The 25136-nt window shown below is 58.1% G+C and carries 22 protein-coding genes; 5 read left to right on the top strand and 17 right to left on the bottom strand.

The features are described from left to right. Window positions 1–5 precede the first annotated feature (5 nt). From J4G38_RS11375 to J4G38_RS11390, 4 genes are all read right to left on the bottom strand, one after another. Window positions 6–1508 carry a TolC family protein gene (locus tag J4G38_RS11375; RefSeq protein WP_210519379.1) on the bottom strand — a complete coding sequence of 501 codons (1503 nt, stop codon included), beginning with the start codon at window positions 1506–1508 and terminating at the stop codon, window positions 6–8. A 2-nt stretch (window positions 1509–1510) separates the two neighbouring features. Then, entirely contained in the window at window positions 1511–2905 is a 1395-nt protein-coding gene (locus J4G38_RS11380) for an HlyD family secretion protein (RefSeq protein ID WP_210519381.1), read from the bottom strand. Continuing rightward, on the bottom strand, window positions 2898–3926 hold the full coding sequence (locus tag J4G38_RS11385; protein WP_226163360.1) for an ABC transporter transmembrane domain-containing protein: 1029 nt from the start codon (window positions 3924–3926) through the stop codon (window positions 2898–2900). Before J4G38_RS11385 ends, J4G38_RS11380 begins: the two co-directional genes overlap by 8 nt. Before the next feature lie 242 nt (window positions 3927–4168). After that, the gene (locus J4G38_RS11390; protein WP_210519383.1) at window positions 4169–4897 is read right to left on the bottom strand and encodes a hypothetical protein; all 729 of its coding nucleotides are present in this window, start codon (window positions 4895–4897) and stop codon (window positions 4169–4171) included. A gap of 543 nt (window positions 4898–5440) precedes the next feature. On the opposite strand from J4G38_RS11390, the gene J4G38_RS11395 reads away from it, so the two are divergent. Continuing rightward, window positions 5441–6607, top strand: a complete 1167-nt coding sequence (locus tag J4G38_RS11395) for a hypothetical protein (RefSeq protein ID WP_210519385.1) — start codon at window positions 5441–5443, stop codon at window positions 6605–6607. 30 nt (window positions 6608–6637) lie between these two features. On the opposite strand, the gene J4G38_RS11400 is transcribed toward J4G38_RS11395, so the two are convergent. Together J4G38_RS11400 and J4G38_RS11405 are read right to left on the bottom strand one after the other, a co-directional pair. Beyond that, a complete protein-coding gene (locus J4G38_RS11400; RefSeq protein ID WP_210519387.1) occupies window positions 6638–10189 on the bottom strand; it encodes a UvrD-helicase domain-containing protein in 3552 nt (1183 codons plus the stop codon). Window positions 10190–10213: 24 nt separating this feature from the next. Next, on the bottom strand, window positions 10214–10837 hold the full coding sequence (locus J4G38_RS11405; RefSeq protein WP_210519389.1) for a porin family protein: 624 nt from the start codon (window positions 10835–10837) through the stop codon (window positions 10214–10216). Between the two features lie 146 nt (window positions 10838–10983). On the opposite strand from J4G38_RS11405, the gene J4G38_RS11410 reads away from it, so the two are divergent. Further along, window positions 10984–11160, top strand: coding sequence for a hypothetical protein (locus tag J4G38_RS11410; RefSeq protein WP_210519391.1), 177 nt, complete (start codon window positions 10984–10986; stop codon window positions 11158–11160). Between the two features lie 138 nt (window positions 11161–11298). Here J4G38_RS11410 and J4G38_RS11415 read toward each other — a convergent pair whose 3' ends face one another. Then, complete coding sequence (locus J4G38_RS11415) at window positions 11299–11709, bottom strand: acyl-CoA thioesterase (protein WP_210519392.1); 411 nt, start codon at window positions 11707–11709, stop codon at window positions 11299–11301. Between the two features lie 155 nt (window positions 11710–11864). Between J4G38_RS11415 and J4G38_RS11420 the strand changes: the two genes are divergently transcribed. Both J4G38_RS11420 and J4G38_RS11425 read left to right on the top strand, forming a co-directional pair. Then, window positions 11865–12059: a cold-shock protein gene (locus tag J4G38_RS11420; protein WP_035564390.1), complete on the top strand. Its 195-nt coding sequence runs from the start codon at window positions 11865–11867 to the stop codon at window positions 12057–12059. A 362-nt stretch (window positions 12060–12421) separates the two neighbouring features. Then, window positions 12422–14452 (top strand): DEAD/DEAH box helicase, encoded by a 2031-nt coding sequence (locus J4G38_RS11425; RefSeq protein ID WP_210519393.1) that lies wholly within the window; start codon window positions 12422–12424, stop codon window positions 14450–14452. Between the two features lie 264 nt (window positions 14453–14716). Here J4G38_RS11425 and J4G38_RS11430 read toward each other — a convergent pair whose 3' ends face one another. The 3 genes from J4G38_RS11430 to J4G38_RS11440 form a co-directional block, all read right to left on the bottom strand. Next, window positions 14717–15169, bottom strand: coding sequence for a PA2169 family four-helix-bundle protein (locus J4G38_RS11430; protein ID WP_210519394.1), 453 nt, complete (start codon window positions 15167–15169; stop codon window positions 14717–14719). Between the two features lie 73 nt (window positions 15170–15242). Beyond that, entirely contained in the window at window positions 15243–16517 is a 1275-nt protein-coding gene (locus J4G38_RS11435) for a BaiN/RdsA family NAD(P)/FAD-dependent oxidoreductase (protein WP_317198193.1), read from the bottom strand. Between the two features lie 42 nt (window positions 16518–16559). Then, window positions 16560–17348, bottom strand: a complete 789-nt coding sequence (locus J4G38_RS11440; protein ID WP_210519395.1) for a Rossmann-fold NAD(P)-binding domain-containing protein — start codon at window positions 17346–17348, stop codon at window positions 16560–16562. Between the two features lie 274 nt (window positions 17349–17622). On the opposite strand from J4G38_RS11440, the gene J4G38_RS11445 reads away from it, so the two are divergent. Further along, complete coding sequence (locus J4G38_RS11445; protein ID WP_226163361.1) at window positions 17623–18495, top strand: SDR family oxidoreductase; 873 nt, start codon at window positions 17623–17625, stop codon at window positions 18493–18495. 151 nt (window positions 18496–18646) lie between these two features. On the opposite strand, the gene J4G38_RS11450 is transcribed toward J4G38_RS11445, so the two are convergent. The 7 genes from J4G38_RS11450 to J4G38_RS11480 all read right to left on the bottom strand — a co-directional run bounded on the left by J4G38_RS11450 (window position 18647) and on the right by J4G38_RS11480 (window position 25096). Then, window positions 18647–19438: a LysM peptidoglycan-binding domain-containing protein gene (locus tag J4G38_RS11450; protein WP_210519396.1), complete on the bottom strand. Its 792-nt coding sequence runs from the start codon at window positions 19436–19438 to the stop codon at window positions 18647–18649. A 129-nt stretch (window positions 19439–19567) separates the two neighbouring features. Further along, a complete protein-coding gene (locus J4G38_RS11455) occupies window positions 19568–19867 on the bottom strand; it encodes a hypothetical protein (RefSeq protein ID WP_210519397.1) in 300 nt (99 codons plus the stop codon). Between the two features lie 139 nt (window positions 19868–20006). Next, on the bottom strand, window positions 20007–20534 hold the full coding sequence (locus J4G38_RS29150) for a YkvA family protein (protein ID WP_210519398.1): 528 nt from the start codon (window positions 20532–20534) through the stop codon (window positions 20007–20009). Window positions 20535–20625: 91 nt separating this feature from the next. Further along, on the bottom strand, window positions 20626–21816 hold the full coding sequence (locus J4G38_RS11465) for a hypothetical protein (RefSeq protein WP_210519400.1): 1191 nt from the start codon (window positions 21814–21816) through the stop codon (window positions 20626–20628). Window positions 21817–21832: 16 nt separating this feature from the next. Next, on the bottom strand, window positions 21833–22657 hold the full coding sequence (locus J4G38_RS11470) for a type 1 glutamine amidotransferase (RefSeq protein ID WP_210519402.1): 825 nt from the start codon (window positions 22655–22657) through the stop codon (window positions 21833–21835). 121 nt (window positions 22658–22778) lie between these two features. Next, window positions 22779–23876, bottom strand: coding sequence for a carboxylate-amine ligase (locus tag J4G38_RS11475; RefSeq protein ID WP_210519491.1), 1098 nt, complete (start codon window positions 23874–23876; stop codon window positions 22779–22781). A 95-nt stretch (window positions 23877–23971) separates the two neighbouring features. Beyond that, on the bottom strand, window positions 23972–25096 hold the full coding sequence (locus tag J4G38_RS11480) for an ATP-grasp domain-containing protein (protein ID WP_210519403.1): 1125 nt from the start codon (window positions 25094–25096) through the stop codon (window positions 23972–23974). Between the last annotated feature and the right edge of the window lie 40 nt (window positions 25097–25136).

Genomic DNA, 25136 nt, shown 5'->3' on the forward strand with positions numbered 1-25136 from the left:
CTGCTTTACTCCCCGTTCACCGACCGCGTGCCCGCATAATAATATAGCTCCGCCACCGCCTTTTCGTAGCTGGCGCGCAGGCTTTCCTGCTTGATGCGCAGGTCGATGAGCTTGGTTTCGCGGGCGTTGATGAGGAAGATGGTGCTTTCGCCGAGGTCGTATTTCTGGAGCTCGGCTTGCAGCAGGGTGCGCTGGTTGGCGATGGTAAGGGTCTGCACGGCCAGCTGGCGCTCGTAGGCGCGCAGGGAATTGTATACAGATGTGACCTGGTTGCCGATGGTGCGTCGGCTCTGCTGCTGCTCCAGCACGGTTTCGCGCACGTTGAGGCGGACCACTTGCAGCTGTCCCCGCGCCTGGCGCAGGAAAATAGGGAGGGCGAAATCTACCCCCACCTTGTAGTTGTTCAAGCCAAAACTGTAGCTCGCAGGCAGCTCCGGGCGATAAAAATCGCCCTGGCTTAGCAGCGTGCCGCTCACGTTCAGCGTGGGTTTGAGCAGCTCGCGGCGGTACCGCTCTTCCACGCCGAGCTGGAGGATTTTGGCGTCGAGCTTGCGCAGGGTAGGGTGCTCGGTGGCCGCCCGCTCGCGCAGGCGGGCGAACTCCTGGCGGGTCACGCTGTCCACGCGGGCGGGCTGGGGGATGGCGCGGGCGGGTAGCTCCACGGGCTGATTGTCCTGGTTCCAAAGGTGGTTGGAGAGCACTAGGCGGGCGTTTTGCAGGTCCACGGCCAGCTGTTCGGCCTGCACCTGGCGGTCCTGGGTGGTGATGCGGGCTTCCACGGAATCGACGGGGGCCTGGTCGCCCAAATCGACGCGCTGGCGGATGGCGCGGAAGCGGGTTTCGGCCAACTCAACCCCCTCTTGAATGAGGGCGGCCTGCTGGTAGGTGTAGTACCAGGTCCAGTAGTCCTTGGCGGCCTGTAGCCACACGTCGTTGATTTGCTTCACCCGGTCAGCCTCGGCCGCCGATACCAGGATGCGGGCCTGCCGCAGGGTGCTGCGCCGGGCATCGATGAGCAGGCCCTGACCCAGCGGCACCGAGAGGCCCACGCCAGCCAGGCCATTGAGCGGGGTGCGGGTTTCGGGGTTCACGTAGGTGCCCACGTAGCGGTCGTAGCCGGCTTTCAGGTCGATGCCGCCGAGCCAGATGGGGACTTTAAACTCGTTGGCCCACTTGTTATAGTAGTCGGTGCCGCCGAAGAGTTTGCGGTCGAACCCCGACGTGGCCTTGGGGTCGAAGCCGCCGCGGGCTTGCAGCACCTGGCCCCGCGCCCGCTCGCTGAGCAGGGCGGCCTGTTTCACGATGGGGTGGTTGGCAAACACCAGCTCGGCCAAATCCCGCAACGAAAACACGCGGGCCGTGTCCACGGGCACCACGGCCGTGAGGGGCTGCCCCCGCACCGGCAGGGGCGGGGCTACGGTGGGTGGCGGGGCCGGGCGCGGCACCTGGGCCCAACCAGTCGCCGACAGCAGCACCAGCAGGCTGACTTGCAGGAATAAAATATGCATCCTCATTTCGACTTTTCCTCCTTGCTGCCCCCGGCCGAAGTGGGCGTTGCGCCGTCGGGCTCCGCTTTCAGGCTGGGCGGGAAGCCGTTGAGCTGCCGCCAGATTTCGTACCACACCGGCACCGAATCGAGGATGACCCAGCCGTACACGCCCGAACCCAGGCGCAGCTGCCGGGGCCAAATGTGCGCGCGCTCGTCGCCCGCGCCGCGCAATGGCCGCACCAGCAGGCGGTAGCGGCCGTTGGTGCTGCTCACCACGTCAATCACCGACACCACGCCGCCGAACGTGCCCACCGCCACCGACGGCCAGCCCGAGAACTGGATGGCCGGCCAGCCATCGAACTGCAGCCGCACCCGCCGGCCGCGCTGAATGAGCGGCACGTCCATGGCCCGCACGTACATTTCGGCGGCCAGCACGGGGTTTTCGGGCTGGAGCGTGGCAATGGATTCGCCCTCCTTGATGTTCTCGCCGATGCCCGCCTTGAGTGTGCGGACCACGATGCCCGACTGCGGGGCGCGCACGATGTAGCGCCCGCGCCGCGCCTCCACGTTGCTGATTTTGTTCTGAAGCACGGCCACTTCGCCCTCCGCGCTGGCCCGGCTCGACACGGCCGAGCTGCGGTCGGACTGCGTTTTGGCCAGGTTTTCCTGGTACTTGGCCCGAATCTCACTGAGCGCGATGCGGGCGTTGGCCAGGCCCTGCTGGCTGCTGGCGAGCTTGTTGCGCTGCGAGGTCACTTTGGCCAAATCCTCCTGTAGTTTCAAGCGGCGGGTTTCGATGTCGGTGAGCGAAAACAGGCCGTTGCGGTAGCCCACTTCGTAGCGGGCCAGGCGGCTTTTGGCGGTTTCGAAGAAGTTGGTGACGGCTACCAAATCGGCCTGGTCGATGGCCACCGTGTTGCGGGCCTGCGCTACGCGGTTGGCCGCCGCCGCGAGCTGCACTTGCAGGCCGGCTTGCAGGGCGTCAATCTGCGCGCCGGCGGCCACCACGCGGGCGGCGTTGGCGCTCACGTTGCCGCGCTTGGCGGCCAGCTGCTCGCGCAGGCGCTCGGGCAGGTTGGGGTCGAAGTATTCGGAGTTGATTTCGGAGATGGTGAGCAGCGTATCGCCCTTGCGCACGCGCTGGCCCTCGCGCACGGCCCAGTGCTCGATGCGGCCCGCGATGGCGTTTTGCACGGCCTGGGGCCGGTCCTGCGGGGTGAGGGCCGTGAGGCTGCCGCTGCCCTCGATGGTTTGCCGCCAGGGCAGAAACAGGATGACTACGAACACGAGGCCCACCACCAGCAGCGTGCGGCCCAGCCAGTGCCCGCGCTCGGCGCTCAGCAATTCCTGCTGCGACTGCCGGGGTTTTTCGTGCCACACCGTTTCGGCCACGCTTTGGTTGCTGAGGTTAAGCATGGATTTTGGTGGTTTGGGAGTTGGCTTCTTCCAGGGGCAGGTCGGTGACGGCGGCCAGCTTTTCGGCCCCGGTCAGCATGTCGAACACCGTGCTCACGCCGCTCACCAGCTTCTCGATGGCGCTGCTGATTTGCACGATGAGCACCTCGGCGGCCACGAACTGGCCCAGGCTCATCTGGCGCGACACCACGAACAGGGTGCCCGCAATCAGCAGCCCGCCCGTGAGCAGCAGGCGCAGCGCGATGCCGTAGTTAAAGTAGGTTTTCAGCACCCGGAAGTGGCCGTTGCGGGCGCGCAGGTAGCCGGCGGTGAGCTCGTCGGCGCGGGCCAGGGCGTATTCGCGCCGGGCCTCCTCGTCGCGGTAGGCGGGCAGGTCGGCGGCCACCTGCTCCAGCCAGTCCACCACCTCGTACTTATAGGCCGATTCCTCGATGCTCGTGCTCAGGGCGCGCCGGTAGTTGAGGGCGTAAATCCCGACGATGCTCAGAATAGTGAACAGGCCCAAGGCAATGAACACCGGGTGATAAAAAGCCAGCACCAGCACCCCAAACACTATCTGGAACGCGGCAAACACCAGGTCAATCAGCAGCTTGGTGAGGCCCTTCTGCACCGTCAGGATGTCGAAAAAGCGGTTCACCAGCTCGGGCGGGTTCGCGCCGGCCAGGGCTTCGGCCCTGATGCGCGGCAGGCGGTAGGCAAACTCGATGGCCGCCTTGGCAAACAGCCGCTGCTCGATGGCCTCCACCAGCACCATCTGGCCCAGCAGCAGCACGCCGCCCAGCAGCACGCCGCCCACCACCACCCCAATCAGGATGTAGGTCGAAGCAAACACGGCCCCGGTCGAAACCAGATTAAACACCGCCTGGGTGCCCAGCGGCAGCGTCAGGCTGACCATGCCCGCCACCAGGGCATAAAAAAAGATGTAGCGAATGGTGTCGCGCTCGGTGTCCAGCATCCGCACCAGGCGCTGCCAGGGCGTGGGCGGGGGCGAAGCAGAAGCGTGTGCAGAGTGAGCCGCCATGCCAGTGGGTAAGGGTAATAATGGAATGCAAAATTACCGCCACCCGCCCAGGCCTCTGATTTGAATTCAGTTAAGAAGGAGTTAAAAAGAGGTTAAAAAGTGCCATGAGTGCAGTTGTGCGCTGGGGCTACCCGCTGGCCAAAAGCAGGAGCCACCGGGAGTAGCGCGAACTTTTAGTTCGCGTCCCCGCGCCGTGAGGTCGATTCAACCGGCGCAACGACGCGAACTAAAAGTTCGCGCTACTAGTAGCCCTCCTTCCGGAAGCCCCAGCTCCGCAGCTCGGCCTCGAACGTATCCGGATAATTCGCCTTCAGCGCGTACACCACGGCCTGCAGCACCTTGCGCAGCTCCAGCTTCGCGGTGTCTTTCTGGCTCACCGACTTGCTGACTTTGCCGGCCAGGCCATCGGTCTGGCCCAACAGGATTTTGTATTCATCGAAACGGGTTTGCCAGTAGGCGCTGCCGAACTCGCGGGCGGCAAAAGGTGCGGCGGCCACGCTGGGCAGCAGCATATCGCGCAGGGCCACGAGGCGCTGGTCGCGGTCGCGGCTCAGGATGAAGCCGCCGTTTTTGTTGGCCAGCAGGCCGAAGCCGGGCAGGCGGGCATCGGTGCGGGCTTTGTCGTAGCCGCTGTCTTCGTTCACATACTTTTTCAGGATGCGCAGGCCCTCGTCAAACTGGTCATCGAGCTCCTGCAAGCGCTGGCTTTGCGGGGTGCGGGCGGTGGCAGCCCCACGCTTTGCGGTGATGGCGGTGCTGAATTCAGCCACCAGCTGGGCAAAGTCGGCCTGGGCTTTCCAGCGCAGCAGAAACCACGTTTCCTTGCCCCAGGCATCGGCCACGAGCCGGGCCACCTCCGCCAGCGGGCCGTCTTTTTTGGGGATGAGGAGCTTGGGATTCACCACCGCATCGGTGGCTGGAGCGGGGGTGGGAGAGCCGGCCGGAATGGGCGTGGTAGATTGGTCTGCCATGAGGTAAAGAAGTAAGAATGAGGGATGAAATGCACCGTAAGGCTACGGCCCGCCTAAGGTGCGCAAAATTTTGGGAAAGCCGCTATTTCCCCCGCCATTTTGGGCCGCCGGGGCCGCCTGCCCAGGGGCATCCCTGCTGGCTTCGGCCCGCCGTGCCGGTGGCAACGGGGGCTCCCCACGGTGCCCGGCTCCGGCAGCCAGGTGCGCCGGGGGCTCCCCACGGCCTTCGGCACCCCGCGCCCAGGGCTCCGGGGGCTCCCCACTGCTCCCGGCACGAGGTGACATGGGCAGCGGGGGAATTTTTTCGGGTCCTGCTGGCGCGCTGCTTGCTGGCGCGCGTCTGCGACGCGCTGCCCATTGGCTTCGAGCCGGTGGCTCGGGCAGTGGGCCGGGTGTACAAGCCTAGCCGCGAGTCGTTCGCCCCCGAGCCACCGGCTCGGTTCCAGTCGGCAGCGCGTCGCAGACGCGCGCCAGCGGGGTGGAAATAGAAGAGGCTGACGTTCTTTACCGTTTCCTTATAACCCTCGCCACTTTCTTTCTCACATGCGCCTTCCATCTGCTGCGCTATTAAGCCTCGCATTTCTTATTGGCTGCGACCAGCGCACTACCAAAACTGAAACCAAAGCAGCGGCGTCCGCGCCAGTACCTGCGCCACCAACTGCCGCAATTCCGGCGACAGCTGATACTCCTTCTTTGCCTTATTGGGTACCCCCCACTTCGACCGATACGCTGCTCACCCTAAATGGCCAGCCCTACCATCTGCGTGTGCAGTCCGAATTGGATTCCACGCAACATCTGACCACGATGGTTGAATCTGAACCCGGCCGCTCCGATATGATACGAGGCTACGAGGGAAGATTTACTTTCACCTTGCGCGATTCACTTAACCGGCCAGTATTTCGGCGACAGCTGCACAAGGCTGACTTCTACAAGAGAATTGGCGCGGAAGTGGTGGTGCAAAGCGGTGCGGAAGCCCCCACCTTTTTAGGATACAGCGCGCCTTTCGGGGCGCTGGTCTTCACGCTCGGCTTTGCAGTGCCCGGCACCGACTGGGGCTCCGAAGCGGTGCTACTTCTTGACTTACAAGGCCGGGTGATACGAATGGCCAATGGCAACGATTATGGCGGTGGCCCCGAAAGCTTCCCCACGCTCTCCAAGGATGGCTACACCCTGCTCACGGAAGATGAAGTCCTGAGGGCCAATCGGCCCGCTATTCCTTTAGAGAAGCCCGATGCAGAATTAAGAAGCGCTTTTTTCTTGAGTGATACTGCCTTAGTTACTGTGTATGAACTGGGGGAATGGCAAAAAAAACGCACTCCTAAGGGCACTGAACAGGAATTTGTGTCTACTTCGGCGCAGAAGAAAATCCCCAATGCTTTTGTGCTGCATACTCGTACAGGTCAGCTGTTGGGTAAGTTTCGCTACGATGGATACGTAGAGGAAATGGGTTATACAGTGCCCCGGTTTTATTCGCCCGCTTCGTATACGCTATACCTTTTAGATGAAAACAAAGGCCTGACGTTATTGCCACAAAAAGACCCTGCAAACGCTGTTTTTCTTCCCTTTGCGGAGATGCCTAAATTCATTGCGCCCAAACGCAAAACGGAAGTAAGGTTTGAAAAGCAAGCGGATAGAAAGCAGTATGCCTTTTATGTTGATACGCTTGAACCAACCCATGCGCGCTGCCAACTGCTATACGATGGGAGGTAGTAGATTTTGCTGCATCACTTCGTAATGCCCTCACACCTCCACCACTTCCCCCGTCCCGAAGTAATAAATAACCCCGCGTACCTCCGCGTACCCCAGCTGCTCGAATAGCGTGGCGTAGTTCCGTAGCAGCCGCTTATGTTTCTCCTGCGGCGGGGGCAGGCGGAAATCCATCAGCGTGACGCGGCCGCCCAGGCGGTGGTGGGCTTCGAGGGAGGGTTCGAGCACCACGCGGTCGGGCTTGTAGTCGCGCAGCTTCACGCCGCCCACCAATATTTCGCGCTCCGTTTCCACGCTCAGGTGCGGGGCGAAGTAGGGGGCCAGGCGCGGGTCGCTCACCAGCCGTTCCAGGCTCTCGACCAGCCGGGGCCGCTCGCGGGCGCTGAGGATGCCCTCGGCCACAAGCTGGCTGGCCACCCGGCCCACATCGGCGGCCGTGAGCAGGCGGCGCAGGGCAAAGTGCAGCTTGCGGTCCCACTCGCCTTGGGCCTTTTGCTCGTCGAAATCGAAGAGCGTGGTGGCGTGGCGGCGCAGTTTCAGGCGGTCTTCCCAGGGCGCGGCGGCCAGGTTGGTGAGGTTATAGTTATTGGTTGTTGGTTGTTGGTTGTTAGGTTTTTTGGCGGCTGGTGTGCCTTGGGATATAACGAAAGACACTTGTTCCTCCTGCCACTCGCCGCGACCCAACAGGTAACCATGCAGCAAATCGGCCACCGTGCGGGCGGCGTCATTCGTTGTTCGTTGTTTGTTGTCAGTTGTTAGCTCCTTGTCGCCCGCACCAACAACTGACAACGAAGAACTAACGACTAACGCCGGCCGCTTGCTGATGACGTAGAGCCGGTGGCGCGGCCGGGTGAAGGCCACGTACAGCGTATTCAGCCCTTCGAGGAAGGTTTTCTCGCGCTCCTCGTCGTACTGCGCCCCCAATACCGTCTGCTGAATGCCCTTGCTCAGGCTCACCACCGCCACGTCGGGCATCTGCTCTATCGGCTTCTGGCCCGCCTCCAGGTGCCCCCACAGCAGGGTGCCCCGGTGCGGCTCTAGGCTCCAATCGGCAAAGGGCACAATCACCACGCCATACGCCAAGCCCTTGGCCTTGTGCACCGTGGTGATGGTGATGGCCGCCCGCCCGCCCGGCGCGTTGATGCTGATGCGCCCCTTGCGCTCCTCCCAGTGCGTGAGAAAATTGCCCAGGTTGTTGCCAAATTTCAGGCTGTATTCCAGCGTCAAATCGAGGAAGCGGAACAAGTAGTCGCTCTCCCCGTTGCGTCCCAACAGTCCGAACAGGTTCAGCAGCCGTTCGGCCAGCTCGTAGAGGCCCAGGTTGCCGGTTTCGGCCTCGTGCACGTCGTAGCCCAGCGCCCGCAGCTCATTAAAAAACGACGTGCCGCCCGCCGCATTCGCCACCTCCGCAATGTGGCGGGCCCGCGCCGGCGTGGGAGCCAACCCGCGCACCACCTTGTCCACGAGCAGCAGGGCTTCGGCCCGCGCCAGCGTATCGGCCGGCTGGTGCAGCACCCGCAGAATGCTCACCAGCAGGTTCACCACCTCCGCAAATTCCAGCGCCAGCGAATCGGCCGAAATAATGGCGTAGCCCCGCTCTTTCAGGAACTTGGCAATGGTCTTGCTGGCCCCGCGCGTGCGGCATAGCACTGCGATGTCCTGTAGCTCGTAGCCGTCGCGCAAGGCCTGCTCCACCAGTTGCAGGGTGAGGTAGCAGGTGCTTTCGTCGTAGCCCAGCAGCGCCTCCGGGGCGTGGCCGGGGAGGGGCTCGGTGGTGTAGGCGCCGGCCGTGGGGTCGTAGAGCAGGGCCGGGGCGTCCTTTTGGGTGAAGAGGAGTTCGACGTGGCCAACGGCCACCGCACCCCCCCGGCCCCCCGCAAATGCTTGATGCGCATTACCCGCGGAGAGGGGGGAGCCTGGCGATTTCGTTTGGGTGTCGTCTGGCTCCCCCTCTCCGCGGGAGAGGGGGCCGGGGGGGGAGGTGACGGCACCGGGTGCCAGCTGCCCAAAATGCGCGTCATAAATCCCCGTCACCAATCCCAGCGCCTCGTGCCGCTCACTCACCGCCTTAAAAAACGAGTTGTTAAAATCAATAATCTCCCGCGCCGACCGGTAGTTCACCTGCAGGGCGCGCGGCTCCAATTTGCCATTGAAAGACTCATACCGCCCGCGCAGCAGCTCGCGCATCTCCGGTTCCCGGGCCCGCGCCGCCAGCGCTTCCGTGTTGCCCTGGTGCAGGCGCAGAATCTGCTCCATCTCGCCCCCCCGCCAGCGGTAAATGGCCTGTTTGGCATCCCCCACCGCCAGGCTGGAGTGCCCATTCGCCAGGGTATTTTCCACCAGCGGCAGCAGGTTATTCCATTGCAATACCGACGTGTCCTGAAATTCGTCAATCAGAATGTGCTCATATTTCTCACCCAGCCGCTCGTACAAAAACGGCACCGGTTCGGTGAGCACAATGCTGGCAATGCGTCGGTTAAATTCCGATATTAAAACCACGTTGCGCTCGCGGCTGATTTGTTCCACTATTTTATTTAATTCACTCAGCAGCGAGGCGTGAAATAAATACGGCTGCATGGCCGCCAGCAACGTGTAATTTGGTAAATAGTCAGCGCGCAATTTATCCAGCGTCGCCACCAATTGGCTCAGCGGTTCCTTCACCGCATCCACGCGCTCCCGGTCGGCGGCGGTTTTTATTTTGCCGCTGTACCATTTGTCATCGGCCAGCGTGGCGCGCACGTAGCTGTTCGGCCCGGCCTCGGGTGCCAGCAAATCCACACCCTTCTGCACGTACCCAAAAATGCCGCGCTTGCCCTGAAAAAAGTCGGCCTCCGCCGCGCCCGCCGCGTCCAGCACCGCCAGCGCCACCTCCCGCGTCTGCCCAAACGCCGCCTCAATCTCCCCCCGCCGCGCCCGGATTTCCTTGTCCAGCCGCCGGAAATCGGCCAGGCTCAGCTTATCCAGCTGCGCCACCGCTTCCTGCACCGTCTCGTTAAACAGCACCCGGCCAAACCCCGCCAGTTCCTCCGGCAGGCGGCTCCAGCTTTTGCCCTCGTCGGCTTGTCCCAGCGCATATTCCGCCAGCGTCTGTGAGAGCAGCTTGCTGTTCGGGTCGCGGTTCACCTTATCCAGCAGCGCGGCCACGGCGCTTTGCAGCACTGCATCCGTATCCAGTTCCACCTCAAACGTGGCCGGTAAGCTCAGCTCCCGGGTAAACGCCGTCACAATCCGCTGCACAAACGAGTCAATCGTGCTCACCCCAAAATCGGCATAGTGGTACAGCACCAGGCGAAACGTAGCCGCCGCCCGCCGCTGCACCTCCGTCGTCGACAGGCCCAATTCGCTGGCTACCTCCGCCAGCAGCGTATTCGTTTTGCCCTCCTTGGGGTAGGCAAAATCCCGCAGCGCATCTACAATGCGGTGCTTCATTTCTCCCGCCGCATCGTTGGTGAAGGTAATGGCCAGCACCCGCTTGAAATACGCCGGGTCGTCGGCTCCCAGCGCCAGCAGCAGGTATTCTTTGGTGAGCTGATAGGTCTTGCCCGACCCAGCCGAAGAGGAGTAGATGCGGAAAGAAGGCTTCATTGCAATGTGTGCCAAACGCTTTTTCTAAAACTTAACCTCGGCTGCAACTTGCACCGATTCATACATGAATTCTGTGATGTTCGACCGCTGCCCAATTCCAATATGGTTCAGCCCGTGCATATAGCGCCCCGTCAAACTCACGTTTTTCAACACGTAATATTCCACCCCCGCCGTCGCCCCGACACTTCTTTCTTCCGTGTCATGTGTTATATCCAAAGAAGTTCCGCTCACTTGTTGTTTCGCCTGAATTAAGAAATCAAATTGCGGCCCTGCAAACACCGCGAAGCGGGATAGAAGCCCATATTTTAATAATAAAGGCAACGATAAATAGCTGAATTTGTATTCCGTGCCGGAATCCGTAATCTCGCCGCCCATCTGCGAAAAAAGATATTCCTGCTGCAACGAAAACGCCCTGCTGATAGGAACCTGCACCAGAAACCCAACGGCGATTCCGGACTTCCACTTAGTGCCGACGGGAACAACCGGGGGCGGCACCCCGCGATTGAAATTGGTATTGGATACGTTCAAACCAACTTTAGCCCCGAAACGAACTTTTTCTATTGGCGAAAACTGCTTAGAGCTTTCCTGAGCATTCGAATTCGCAGCAAGACAGCATATCAACGAAAGTAAAAGTAGAATGTGTTTCATATAAAAAAACGGGTGGTTGGATGGGATGAAGTTGAGCTATCGGGTGCCAGTATGCAAGCAGCAAATAATCCTTCATTGCTTAGTGCGTCTTACCCGAATAAGTCGGATAAGAGTAAATGCGGAAGGAGTGAGGATGACTTTATTCTTTGAATCCTGAAATGCTAATTCCAGAAATTAAATTAATTATGTCGCCAGATATTGAAGAATTAAGAGCGGCTGTTAGATGCAATTGGAATGAGGTAGCGGGAATAAGAAATAAATTAGGCGGAGAACCTGTCAGTGAAAATGTTGAAATGCCATTATGCACGATGTGCAGTCAATAAATGACCTGCTACGCGACTATTGATTCTGTTGGCGATAATTACGACTTGGGTGATTGTTGGGTAATCAATGTTTTCGTCTGCATGAAGTGTGGCACAACGAGCAGCCAAATAGACCAGGCTTACGCTTAAAGTAAGTCTTCAATTTGGCCGTAGCCAACTCACCATCTCCGCCGTCACCCGCACCGGCCGTCCGCTCTTTGGGTCGAGCAGCACCCAAGTGGTTTCCGCCTCGCACAGTAGCACGCCATCGGCGGTGCGGGTGAGGCGGGTGTAGCGCAGCGATGTGGCCCCACTGGTTTCGCCCACCCAGGTGCTGGCCCGTAGCGTTTCACCCGCGAAGGCCGATTGCAGGTAGCGAATGCGGTGCTCGCGCACCACCCAAATGTATAGGTCATGCGCCTCGGCCGGGCAGATGGACAGCCAGTGTGCCCCCGCCACGTCCTGTACCCAGCGCACATACTCCACGTTATTGGCATGCCCAAGGGCATCAATGGCACTTTCTGGTACTTGAAACTCGTGGGAAAAGCTGTGAGCTGGCGCGTCAGTCATATCGTACTAGAAGTGGGGAGCAGGCAAAGGTCGGCAGCCATTGAAAAAAATACCTATTGACTTGGTCATTTGGAATTTCTGCCTATCTTTGACGCAACCTAAGAAACCAAGCCACGGTGGCCCAAAAGCTTAGGGAAACCCACAACACAACCACCATGCCCACCGGAACGGTAAAATTCTTTAATGAGACCAAAGGCTTTGGTTTCATCAAAAACGACGAAACTGGCGAAGACATTTTCGTTCACATCAGCGACCTGCAAGTAAGCTCGATTCGCGAAAACGACAAAGTTCAATTTGAAGTAGCCCAAGGCAAAAAAGGCCCGAACGCTGTTAAAGTATCGCTGGTTTAGTCCTGCTTTAGCTTTGTGTTAAGAAAGCCTGCCTTTGGTGGGCTTTTTTTTGTGCCCGGTGGATGGGACAAAATCTGAAAAAGAATATCATGCTGAGCATAGCTGAAGCATGACGTTCAGTTATAGACTGGATAAATTCGTTTAATTGTTATAGCTTTTTCAAATAAAAACTCCTACCTTTGCACCCGCATTTGAGGATGGCCCTGAGTCCGCGCAAGCCTGTAGAGGCGTAACGCGTTGGCCGCGTAGTTTATTGGTTGTTTTTCCCGCCTGATTGTGACAAGGTAGAAGGAGGGGAAACGTCGCTGAGTACGGCTGTTTTCGGAGCGAAGTCTCTTACCCCCTTACCTTTTTCCACATTCATGGAAGCTGATAAAATTGTTGTTCGTTTTGACGAACTGAACCTCTCTGAGGAAGTACAACGCGCCATTACCGAGATGGGCTACGAGGAAGCTTCGGCCATTCAGGCTGCTGCTATTCCCGTGTTGCTCGCTGGCAAAGACGTAATTGGCCAGGCCCAGACGGGCACCGGCAAAACTGCCGCTTTCTCCATTCCCGCCATTGACGGGGTAGATGCTGAGAGCAAAGACGTACAAGTTTTGGTGCTTTGCCCTACTCGCGAACTCGCGGTGCAGGTTTCGGGCGAAATCCAGAAGCTGGGCAAATACAAGCGTGGTTTGATGGTGGTGCCGATTTACGGCGGCAGCCCCTATGACCGTCAGCTTCGCGCCCTGGAGCGTGGTGTTCAGATTGTTATCGGCACGCCCGGCCGCATTATGGACCACATCGAGCGTGGCACCCTAAAGCTGGAAAACACCACCAAAATCATTCTCGATGAAGCCGACGAAATGCTCGATATGGGCTTCCGCGACGACATCGAGTTCATTCTGAGCAAGATGCCGAAGGAACGCCAGACGGTGTTCTTCTCGGCTACGATGAGCAAGCCCATCATGGAACTCACCAAGAAGTACCAGCGCGACCCGCAGGTAGTGAAGGTGAACCACCAGACGATGACGGTGACCAACATCGAGCAGAGCTACTTTGAGGTGCGCGGCCCCCAGAAAAAGGATGTGCTGACCCGCATTCTCGACATGTATAACCTGAAGTCGTCCATCGTTTTCGCCAACACCAAGCGCATGGTGGATGAAATCGTGGCGGATTTGCAAGCCAAAGGCTATTTCGCCGAAGGCCTGCACGGCGACATGGGCCAGCAGCAGCGCCAGAACACACTCGATAAATTCCGCAAGTCGACTATCGAAGTGCTGGTTGCTACCGATGTGGCCGCCCGTGGTATCGACGTGGACAACGTGGAGGCCGTATTCAACTACGACTTGCCCGCCGATGAAGAATACTACGTGCACCGCATTGGCCGCACGGGCCGCGCTGGCAAGTCGGGTAAAGCCTTCACGTTTGTGAGCGGCCGCGACATTTACAAGCTGCGCGACATCATGCGTTTCACCAAGGCTCAAATTAAACTGGAGCAGGTGCCGTCGTTTGCCGATGTTTCGGAAGTGAAAACTACGCTGTTCCTGAATCAAATCAAGGAAATTGTAGAAAAGGGCAACCTGGAGAAATACGTGGGCCGCGTGCAGCGCCTGCTCGACCAGAGCGAGGAAATGACCTCGCTCGACATCGCCGCGGCGCTGCTGAAAATGACTATGAAAGAGGATAAGAGTGCTCAGCAGAGCCTCGACGCCAGCAAGGCAGCCGGCACAGCCCGCGCTGGCTTTACCCGCTTGTTCATCTCAATGGGCAAAAAAGACCGGATTCATCCCCGTGACATCGTGGATTTGATTTCGGAGTCGAGCAACCTGCAGGGCAGCAAAGTGGGCGATATCGCTCTCTACGATAAGTTCAGCTTCGTGGAAGTGCCGTCAGAATATGCCGATGAGATTGTGAGCAAACTGGGCCGCACCAGCATTCAAGGGACTCCGGTTACCTTCAGCGTTGCTACTCCGGTGCAGGAAGGCGCGGCTAAAGAAGAAGGATTCAACCGCACGGGCGGTGGTCCCGGCGGCTTCGGCGGCGACCGTGAGCGTCGGCCTTTCAGCGGCGGCGAACGCCGTGAAGGTGGTTTCGGCGGGGGCTACAAAGGTGGCAACCGCGGTGGCAGCAGCTACGGTGGTGGCGAGCGCCGCGAAGGCGGCAGCAGCTACGGCGGGGGGTACAAAGGTAACCGCGACGGGGGTAGCAGCTTCGGCAACAAGCCCGCCTACGGCAACCGCGAAGGCGGCAGCAGCTACGGCAATAAGCCGAGCTACGGTGGCAAAAGCAGCTATGGCGACAAGCCGAGCTACGGCAGCAAGCCCGCTTATGGCAACAAAGGCGGCTTTGGTGGTGCTCGCGAAGGCGATGCGCCCCGTGCCCCGCGCAACGAAAGCTTCGACGAATAGAACCACAGATTGAACGGATTCCAACGGATTGAACTGATTTTTTGTGGTTCCCCCGCCTGTGCAGCCCGAGCAAGTCGTTATGTTATTTATTGCTTGTTGAAAATGACTATTTGCTGATTTAGCTAAAAATATTTTTAACAAAAAGGCCCCTCAATTTCTTGAGGGGCCTTTTTGCTGTTTGACGAATTAGATTAAACGGAAATAGAATTACAGAAAATAAGTGGAACCACAATCAATCTGTTCAATCCTTTCAATCTATGGTCTTTATTTCGACGAATCGCGCAGGGCTTTAATTGCGTCGTGCGCTGCCTGAACGCCTTGGTATTGCTTTTCGATAACTGATTTCAGAGCAGAGGGCAAGTCTTCGGCTTTCAGAGCGGTTTGATAGGCTTTTTTGGCGTAGTCTTCGCCGCGCTCGCATTCGGCCAGTACGGCGTGGTTGTCTTTGCTGGTCAGGGCCGACTTCAAGTCAATCCAGGCGCGGTGTACTGTGCCCGTTACTGACGAGCCTTCATCGGTTTTGGGGTGAAGGTCCAGACTAAACATCTGGTCCTCAATTTCGGTGATGTAGCCGGCTCGCTGAGCGGCGTATTTTTTGAAGGTGTCTTTCAGGTTCGCATCCTCAACGTCGGTCATAGCATCGGCATAACCTTTTTGACCGTCCTTAAGGGTTTCGACCAATTCGTTGAGCAGGGCTTGAGTGGCTTTGGCTTCCATGGGAAAAGGGAAAAGAGTGGTATTTTAAGTGTAAAAACCTACCCGCTCTTTTACTGCCTCACTGCTGCGAAGGTTACACCGCCACAATTGCCGGGACGGCCATCGCCCTGCCGGCCAGAAAACCGGTGGTCCAGGCCGCCTGGAAATTGAAGCCGCCAGTGATGCCGTCGATGTCGAGCACTTCGCCGGCAAAGTACAGGCCCGGTACGCGGCGGCTCTGCATGGTTTTCAGGTCTACTTCATCAAGTGAAACACCGCCGCAAGTCACAAATTCTTCTTTATAAGTCGTTTTACCGCGTACAGCCAACGGAGTGCGGAGCAGTAATTCCAGCAACCGGTTTTGGGCTTTAGCCGGCAGGTCGCTCCAGCGGGTTTCCGGCACAGTGCCGGCTTGTTCGGTTAGGGTGCGCCATAACCGCTGGGGTAGGCCAAATTGGGGGTTGGAAGCCACCGTTTTTTTGCCGTTTTCCTGCCGAAACTGTTGCAGCCAGGGCCTCAGCGTTTCTTCGGTGTGTGCTGGTGTCCAGTTGATAAGCGCCGTGCCCACGTACCCCAGCTCGTGAAGGCGCCGGGCGCCCCAGGCCGACAACTTGAGCACGGCCGGCCCGCTTACGCCCCAATGCGTGACCAGGAGTGGACCTTCGTACTGCAGCTTTTCGCCGGCCAATACAATGCGGGCGTGGGGCACGCTGACGCCCATCAACTCACTCAGAGGAGAATTTGGGACGTTGAAAGTAAAGAGCGAAGGCACGGGCTCGACAATATGGTGGCCCAGCGCGCGCAGCCAGTCGTAGTTGGCGCTTTTGGGGTTGCCGCCGGTGGCTATAAGCAGGCGTGTAACCCGGAGAAACGGGCCGTGCTGGGCCGCGCCGCTGCCACTCAGCTTCAACTGAAAGCCGCCGTGGGGCAGGGGGTGAATTGCGTCGACGCTGGTGTTGGTAAGGATGCGAACGCCGGCTTGGCGGGCGGCATCTTCCAGGGAGCGGGCAATGGTTTCACTGGAATCTGTGAGGGGGAACATGCGGCCGTCGGCCTCCGTTTTTAGCGGCACGCCCCGCTGGGCAAACCAGGCGATGGTTTCGGCGACGCCAAAGTGCTGGAAAGCGGATTTAAGCTGCTTGCTGCCGCGTGGGTAATGCGCAACCAACTGGGCAGCCGTGTCGCAGGCGTGGGTCACGTTGCAGCGCCCGCCACCCGAAACGCGCACTTTGCTCAGCAGCTTGCCCGTTTTTTCTAATAGTACGACCTGGGTGTTCGGATTGGCCTCGGCGCAGGCAATTGCGCCGAAAAAGCCGGCCGCGCCGCCGCCAAGCACGGCCATCAGGGGTTGGACTGCATCACTATTCACGATGCAAAGGTACGGCGCCGCGCAAGGCGTGAACCGAGAAACCTAACAATAAGGCAGCGCCGCGAGCACGTCATCGTGCCGGAACTCATAGGGCAGCACGTTGCGCACCAGGCTACTGTCGATGGTTTTGCCGCTCACGTCGTTGCCGGCTTTGAACGTGGGCGATTCCAGTTTCAGGTATTGGGCTGCGGCGGGATAAAAGTCGCGCCGCAAAGGGTGCTGCGCCGCGCACACATTGAACGTATGGCCCCACGCGCCGTGCTTGATGATGGCGGAAAGTACGCCCACCACGTCGGTAAGGTGAACCAGGTTAACGGGCGCATTGCCCTGCGCCAGGTCACGACGGCCGGCCAGGAAACGACCAGGAGCCCGCTCGGGACCAATGAGCCCCCCCAGGCGCACCACGGTGCTTTTCCACTGGCCGTAACGCGGCACGAAATGGCCCTCGGCACGCAGCACATCCGAGGCCGCGTCGCGGGTGCTCACGGCATCCGACTCACGCATCACGCGGGCTTCATCGGGGTACACACTTGTGGAGCTGACAAATAGCACGTGCCGGGTGCCGGCCGCAGCCACAGCCCGGTGCACGGGACGCAGCAGCGCGGGGTAGGCTCCGGCGGCGGCCGCGCGAGGTGGTACGTTGAGCACCAGAACGTCGGCGGTGTGCAGCAGCCGGTGCAACAGCTCTTCGGCCGCGGTGCCAAAATCCGACCCGAGACGCAACAGGTGCGGTTCTATGCCCGCGGTCGCCATTGCCGAAAGGTGTTCGGGCGAGGTGGTGGTGCCCAGCACCCGATGGCCGGCGACAGCCAGGGAACGGGCGAGGGCCATGCCCAGCCACCCGCAGCCAAGAACTAAAACGGTTGAGGATTCCGCTCCCGAAACTGTGCTCGTGGAGCCCCCGGAATTGGAACTATTCATGTAAAATCAACACATTTGTCTGCTTAGCAGCACGAAGGTGCGAATAAATTGCGTAACACTATATTCGACATCAAAAATAATTAATCCCAGCTTCCGGCGGCCTTGGGCTAACATTCGCACCAGCAGCCTTGTACCTTCGGCCCGCGGATTAAGCCGCTCATCCCACCCTCATTCTTGCTTTCGCATGAACAATCCCTACACCCAGCCGATGCTACGCGACAACGCACTGGCCGGCAAAAACATCATCGTCACCGGCGGCGGCACCGGCCTGGGCCGGGCCATGACTACTTATTTCCTGCAGTTGGGCGCCAACGTTACTATTACCAGCCGCAAGCTGGAAGTGCTGGAAAAAACCGCCGAGGAATTGCGCCAGCAAACGGGTGGCAAAGTGCTGGCCATTGCCTGCGACGTGCGCAAATACGACGAAGTGGAAGCCATGCTGGAGCGTACCATCCAGGAATTTGGCGGCGTCGATGTGCTGTTGAATAATGCTGCGGGCAATTTCATCAGTCCGACTGAACGCCTGTCGCACAAGGCTTTTGATGTCATTGTAGATATCGTGCTACGCGGCTCCTATAACTGCACGCTGGCCGTGGGCAAGCGCTGGATTGCCGATAAAAAGCCCGGCACCATCCTCAACATCGTCACTACTTATGCTTCGGTGGGGTCGGCCTTTGTGGTGCCATCGGCGGCGGCCAAGGCCGGGGTGCTGGCCATTACCCGTTCTCTGGCGGTGGAATGGGCCAAATACGGCATTCGGTCGAACGCCATTGCGCCCGGCCCTTTCCCCACCGATGGCGCGTGGAGCCGGTTGTTTCCCGAGCCGCTGGCCAGCAAGCTCGACCCCGCCGCCAGCGTGCCGCTAAAGCGGGTGGGCCAATACCAGGAGTTGGCCAATCTGGCGGCGTATCTGGTGTCCGATTTTTCAGCTTACGTCAACGGGGAGGTGGTAACCATCGATGGTGGCGAGTGGCTGAACGGAGCCGGCGAATTCAATAAGCTGGAAATGCTGACGCCGGAAATATGGGACCAAATTGAAAAAACCATGCGCCGCTAATCATGGATTCAGCCGGATTTTTTGGATTTTACAGATTGGGCTTTTGCAGTCGTTGGGATATTGAAACAGCCAACTCTAAATAGCTGCGAACTAATTGAGTTAAGCGCAACCGGTAATCCCTGAAATCCAAAAAATCCGGTTAAATCCGTGGTTATAGTTTGTATCCTTTATAATCCTTGGTAAATTCTTCCAAAGGAATTGGTTGGTTAGGAACGACATCAAAAAATTCGAATTTCTCAAAGAATCCTTTATCATCATCTACCTGCACCATGGTGGGCAAGTAGGTTCTGGGGTCGACGCAGAGAATGGTGCGTCGACCGTAAGCGTTAGGCACTTGCAGGACTTTACCCTCCGGGATTTTCTCGCCAATACTTAGGTTGTTGCGGTCGATGATGCGGTATTCTCCGCAGCCAAACCGCTCGGCAACCGTGCCAATGGTTTCATTCTTGCCGGCCTTATAGTTTACATAGCGAAACTGTGGGAAATCGGAGCGCAATATGTGATTTGTGTGGCCCAGCAGCACGGTATCGCCGGTGTAGCGGAACGAGCGACTGTAGAAATTGTCCTGGCGCAGGCCGGTAGTGCGCAGCAAATCGGAGATAGTGCCAAAACCTGCCTGCAACGCGGTATGGTGCTGGCTGCTACGCATCAGTTTGCCGTTGGGGTCAAGGCTGAGTGTCACGTAAGGGAAGCTGGCCGGATACACCCAGGCATCGCCGCCGTTCTGGCCCGTTAGCCATAGCACTTCCACGCCCTTTTGGTTCTTGATGTATATCCGCAAAGGCTTGTAGGTGAGCTTCATGATGCTGCGGGCCTGATGGATAGTCCCATCGATGCGCTCCTGCGCCTTTACCGTGCAGCGCAAAAATTTCAGGCTTTCAATTGCCGAGCTCATGCGGGTAGTGAGCTGCTCAGTGGTGATGGTGGGAGGGGGCGCTGGCATTGCGGCCACTAGTAGAGCCAGGGCGCCAACGGGCCACGCGATTTTGAGGGGTGCAAGCAACGCTGCCATAAATACTAGAAAGCGGAAATTGGAGGGCAGCCAGTAATTAAAATGGTTGTACCAGGTTTATTAATTTAGGCTGATGTGAGGAAAGCGCGAAGCCGTACTATCGAAAATAAATAACTCATCAATTTCCACACCGTGCAAATAGCGATAGAGCGGAAACTGGGCTACCACGGCTTGTACAGCCGCCGCGTCGTCGCCATTGATGGTGACCCAACCCCGGCTCCGGTCGCTGCTGATGGCATATGCTTCCACTACTTTCTCGTTCAGCAGCTTGTTGATGAAGGCCCGGTGGCTGGGAATGAGGGCAACAAACTCCTCATCAAAGGCGTCGGGCAGGCGAATGGAAACGACAAACGTAGGCATAAAATTAAGGCGTTATAGCTAACGACTCAACGTTCGCTATTGCCGGAAAGTTGACGGTTGCGCGGCCGAAAGCATTCTTTTAGCTGGGCCTATAACCTCATATGTCCGGTCATTACTGCTCTTAAGGACTATCCTCCCGCTACGAATGGCCTAGTTCGGCCACGCTGGGTTGGGCAATGTCGCCGGCAGCAGGCCGTGCGGCCGCATCCGGACTGGCCACCGTGCGCCGCGCACTGAGGCTTTGGCCGCGCCCGGCGCGTTCCCAATCCCTAAACTTGGTGATTTCGCCATGAAACTTGCCCACATACCAACTGACCAGGCTCAAGTCGTCCAGAAAGCCGAGTACTGGAATGAAATCCGGAATAATATCAACGGGCGAAAGCACGTAAAGCAGCACGGCCAAGCCTGAGACGATGGTGCTGGTGGCAACCTCGCGGTATTCGCCGCTGATGTAGCTGCGCACCAGCCGCACCAACGTGAGCGCAACCTCAAAAAGCTGCCGGAATTTGTTGGTCTTGTTTTCCTGGTCTGCCAGCTTATCGGCCACCTCGTTCAGCACCGTAACCACTTTAAAAGGCCGCCCGAGCAGCTTGGCAGCCCGGCCAATAAAGAGCGAGAAGAGCGCGTTTTTGGATAGTTTAAGACCTTTATCGGAAAGTGAAGACATAAAATTCGGGTGAAGAAGGTGATAAGCCGGGCTTTACGCGCAACAGTTGCCTTGCGTTGTTTGGGTTCGTGCAAAGCACGCTCGCGCTGCCTTAGCGCTCAAATAGCGGCGAAGTACCGCCCACCCAATCTTTGTCTTTGTTAAAATCGACCCCAATCATTTCGCCGCGACTCAAACGGCTAAGGCCGGTTAATAACTCGGGTTGGTCGGTACCAGCAGGCCAAATATATAGCAGTCGAATTTCGCACTTAACCAAGCCGTCGGGCGATTGCACAACGGGCTCATACACGACTTTGCGCTGCAATAAATAGTTCTGTTTATCGGGCAGTGCATCCAGTTCCGCAGCCGTAACGTGCAGGCGAACACCTGCTCCGGCAAATGAAAACAACGGTTTTAGTACGTAATTGTGTAAATCGGTCGGATACGCTTCCAACTCGTGCAAATAGAAGCTGGGCGGTACAAATGGCCCTTGCAGCAGTGGCAGCGTGTATTTGCTGATGCGGAAAAACCAATTAGGATGCCCAACCCAGGTTACATCAACGTCATCGGTTAGCTCAAATTCCGGATTTAGATTCGGGTAGCGCGCTAATTCATCAAAAATAATGCGATTATAAATTCGATGAATTCGAATTAAGCGCCCGTCCTTTTCATAAAATAACTCTCGGCCTTTTTTCTGAATTTTGGTTAGGCAAACGGCTTCGATTCCCCAGAGTTGCTTCGATAAAACGAAGTCAATCCGGGTTTTTTGCTTCTCCGGAAATAACTCCAATAAAATAACGTTTTCTGCCGGTTGGTCAGCCAGGATTAAGAGCCGCATATGCTCCTGATACATCTGAAAATCAGGAACCGCAAGAAAAGGAGTGACCGAATCGGCAATTGGAAAGAAGCGACTGAATTCGCCGGGCAGCCAGGATTGAAACGCATAAAGCGACGGAAACCCTTGCATTTCGATGAGCTGCGGCTCCAACTCGCCAAAAGCGTTACGGCATACAGCGAAATCAAACGTCAGAAACTCCGGCCGTCCTTCTTCGCCGGGTACCCGCTGGTGTGCTGGAATGGCTGCTTCGGTTAATGCCTGAAAGTTGGGCTGCTTTATTACCTCAATGATGCTTTCGCCCGCCGCAATCAATTTGTCGCGCAAGCCCGCCGGAACAAATACCGGAGTTTCGGCCACCCGAAAATCAAGCTGGCCGGGCAGCTGGCGCTCGATATCGGCCAGCATTTCGTGGTAGCGGGCCGGAGTGAACGCGGCATTGTATGTCTGGCGGTGCTCGGGAATCATGGATTTTAGCGAAGGGTTAGGCGGCCGTGAGTTGGCTCAGCTGGGCCACGGCCCGGCGCAAAAAAGTGGGCACCACAATGGACTCGGTGTGCTCGATGGTGTCGGGATTGGCCAGCAAACGCACCATCTCATGGTATTTGGCTTCGCCGTAGGTGCTGATTACCTGCTGTTTGCGCTCATCGGTGAGCATGTAGCGCAACATGCCTTCGCCGTCAGCTTCGGGGTGAAACTGGGTGCCGAATACTTCGGGCGTGAAGCGAATGGCCATCACGGCGCGCGCCAGGGGCACGTGGGGCCGCTCTTTTTCCAGGCACAATATTTCGGCGCCTAGCTCCTCCAGCCGCACCAGGTTGAGGTCGGCAAGCTGGTAGTCGCGCGAATCGACGACGTAGAACGGCTCGGTCAGGCCCCTGAGCAATGGCTCGGCCAAGCCGGCGGGCGTGAGGTGCACCGGGAGCACGCCAAACGACGTGGATTTGCGCCGGCTCACATCGCCAATGCCCAAATGCCGGCTCACCAATTGGAAAGAATGGCAAATCAATAATAAGTGCTTTTTGTGCTCATGCGTTTGGTTATAAGCCAGCAGCGAGTCTATCAATTCAAAGTAGGGGGCCTCCCAGGCCTCGCCCGACGGGAGGGGGCTGCCGGGGCCGCCTGAGGAAACGTAAATATCGTAATCCAGGCCAGGGAGGATATTTTCGGCCCGCACATTAAACGTGTCGACGTGAAAAGGAACCTCGTTTTCGGCCGAACCCCGGGCCAGCAGCTGCCGGATGCAACGCATGCCCTCGTTCGGCGCATTGTTGTACATATCTAAAATGGCAATGCGAATAGCCTCCATAAAGCGGATAATTAATAGGTCATTCTGACCAAAAAATAGAAAAAAACCAAGCCAAGGCCCAGCCAAAAAAACAAGCAACGCCTACCGGACGGCAGGCGTTGCGCGTGCAAAGATAATTTACCTAGAGTCCGAAAGCAGTCTCGGCCAGAATGTAGTCAACCACCTTGCTCAAATCGCCGGTTTCGCGGAAAACGTGCAGCTGGCGGTCTGCGCCGGTGCCCATTTCCATCATTTTCAAGACGTATTCTACTTCGTGGCGGCTGCCGAGGTCGTCCACCACGTCGTCGATAAAATCGAGCAGTTCCAGGATTAGCCTGCGGGTGGGCACTTCTTCCTGAATGCCGAAGTCAATCATGTTGCCATCGAGGCCGTAGCGGGCGGCGCGCCATTTATTCTCCTTAATGAGCGCACTGCGGTAGACGCGAAAATTGAGGTTCTGGGCCTTGAGCTTGTAGATTTTGGCCACCAAAGCCTGCATGACGGCCGCCACGGCAATGGTTTCGTCGGCGCGCATCATCATATCACAGATGCGGTATTCAATGGTATCGAAGAAGGGGTGGAGGCGCACGTCCCACCAGATTTTTTTCCCGTTGTCGATGCAGCCCGTTTTTATCAGCAGCGCGATAAATTCGTCGTAGTCGCTGGCACTATGGAAAAACCCCGGAATGCCGGTGCGCGGGAATCGTTCGAACACCTTGGTGCGGAAGGACTTGTACCCGGTTTCGCGCCCTTCCCAAAACGGCGAGTTGGTACTAAGCGCAAACAAATGCGGCAGAAAATACCGGAGCGTGTTCATCATGTACACGCCCATTTCGCGATTTTCGATGCCGATGTGCACATGCATGCCAAACACGAGGTTGGAGCGGGCGGCCTCCTGCAATTCTTCCACGATTTTATCGTAGCGAGCGTCGGGCGTGATGGGCTGGTCCTGCCAGCGTGAAAACGGATGGGTCCCGGCCGCCCCAATTTTCAATCCCTGCCTATCGGCCAACTCGATGACCTGACGGCGCAGATGCAATACCTCAGTGCGGGCTTCGCCAATGTTGTGGCAAATATTCGTGCCGACTTCCACCACCGCCTGGTGCATCTCGGCTTTCACCTGCTCGTGGAGCGTGACCTTGCCGCCTTCCACAATTTGCGAAAGATGCGAGCGTAACTCCCTGGTTTCGGGGTCGATGGTCTGAAATTCTTCCTCGATGCCGAGGGTAAAAGTGCGCATGGCCATGGAAGGAGCAAATGAGGTGGGGAAAGGATAAGCACGGCCGTATCCGGCACGCTCTACGAGGGTGCCGGATACGGCCGACTCACAAAAAGCTATTCAGCTTTCTTGGGGGCGGCTTTTTTTGCCGCCGGAGCTTTAGGAGCAGCGGCTTTCTTTGCGGCGGGCGGGCTGGCGGCTTTGGTCGCAGCTGGTTTCGGTGCAGCGGTTTTGGGGGCGGCGGGCTTCTTGGCAGCGGGGGCTTTGGCTATGGTAAACTCGGTCGCGCCGGCTTTGGGGTGGTGCGGGTGCACGAAAGTGCCCCAGGTGAGATTGTCCTGGCCGGGCTTCTGGGCAATGGCGCGCTCGATGGCCATGTTGGCGGCGGCTTCTACCACCCACTCAAAGTTCTTCTCGCCCACGGAGTTAATGTCGGCGTCGGGGGCGGGGTTACCGAAATCGATGGCCAGTGGGATGCCATCACGCACGGCAAATTCCACGGTGTTAAAGTCATACCCTAAGCCGGCGTTGAGCTTCAAGACATAGTCTTTCATGGTTTCCAGCAGCTTCTTACCTGCCTCGCCGGTGGTTTTCATCTCGGTGGCGTAGCGCAGGTGCGGCTCGTTGCGGGGCTCGTAGGGCATGATGAGCACCTCTTTGCCGCCGATGCAGTAGCAGCGGAAGTAGTCGGTGAAGTCGACGGCTTCCTGAAAAAGCATCACCAGCTGGCCGGTTTCGTTGTAGGCCCGGAAAAAATCCTCGGGCGAGTCCAACTTGTACACGCTCTTCCAGCCGCCACCAGAATGAGGCTTCATGTAGGCTGGAAAGCCAATGTGGGCAAAAGCCGCCTCCCAATCCATCATGGCCAGGTTACGGAAGCTGCGCTCGCTGGTGTCGGCGGGGCGCTCTTTGCTGGGCAGCAGCAGGGTTTTGGGCACGGGCACACCGAGGCGCACGGCAAGGGCGTTGTTGAAGAATTTTTCGTCGGCCGACCACCAGAAAGGGTTGTTAATGACAGCGGTGCCCATGAGGGCGGCATTTTTGAGGTAAGCCCGATAAAACGGTACGTCCTGCGAAATCCGGTCGATAATGACGGCGTAGTCACTATCGATGTGCTGCTCAACCTGGTTGATTTGCACGAACTCGGCGCGGATATCAGCCGGTGCTTTCTCGTTCACGCGGTCGATAAAGGCTTGAGGAAAGGTGTTTTCTTGTCCGAAAAGAATGCCAATTTTTTTCATAGTCTGCGGTGTTGGGAAGTTAAATTGCGGTTAGGCGAGG

The sequence above is a fragment of the Hymenobacter terricola genome (assembly GCF_017921975.2).
GTDB classification, from domain to species: domain Bacteria; phylum Bacteroidota; class Bacteroidia; order Cytophagales; family Hymenobacteraceae; genus Hymenobacter; species Hymenobacter terricola.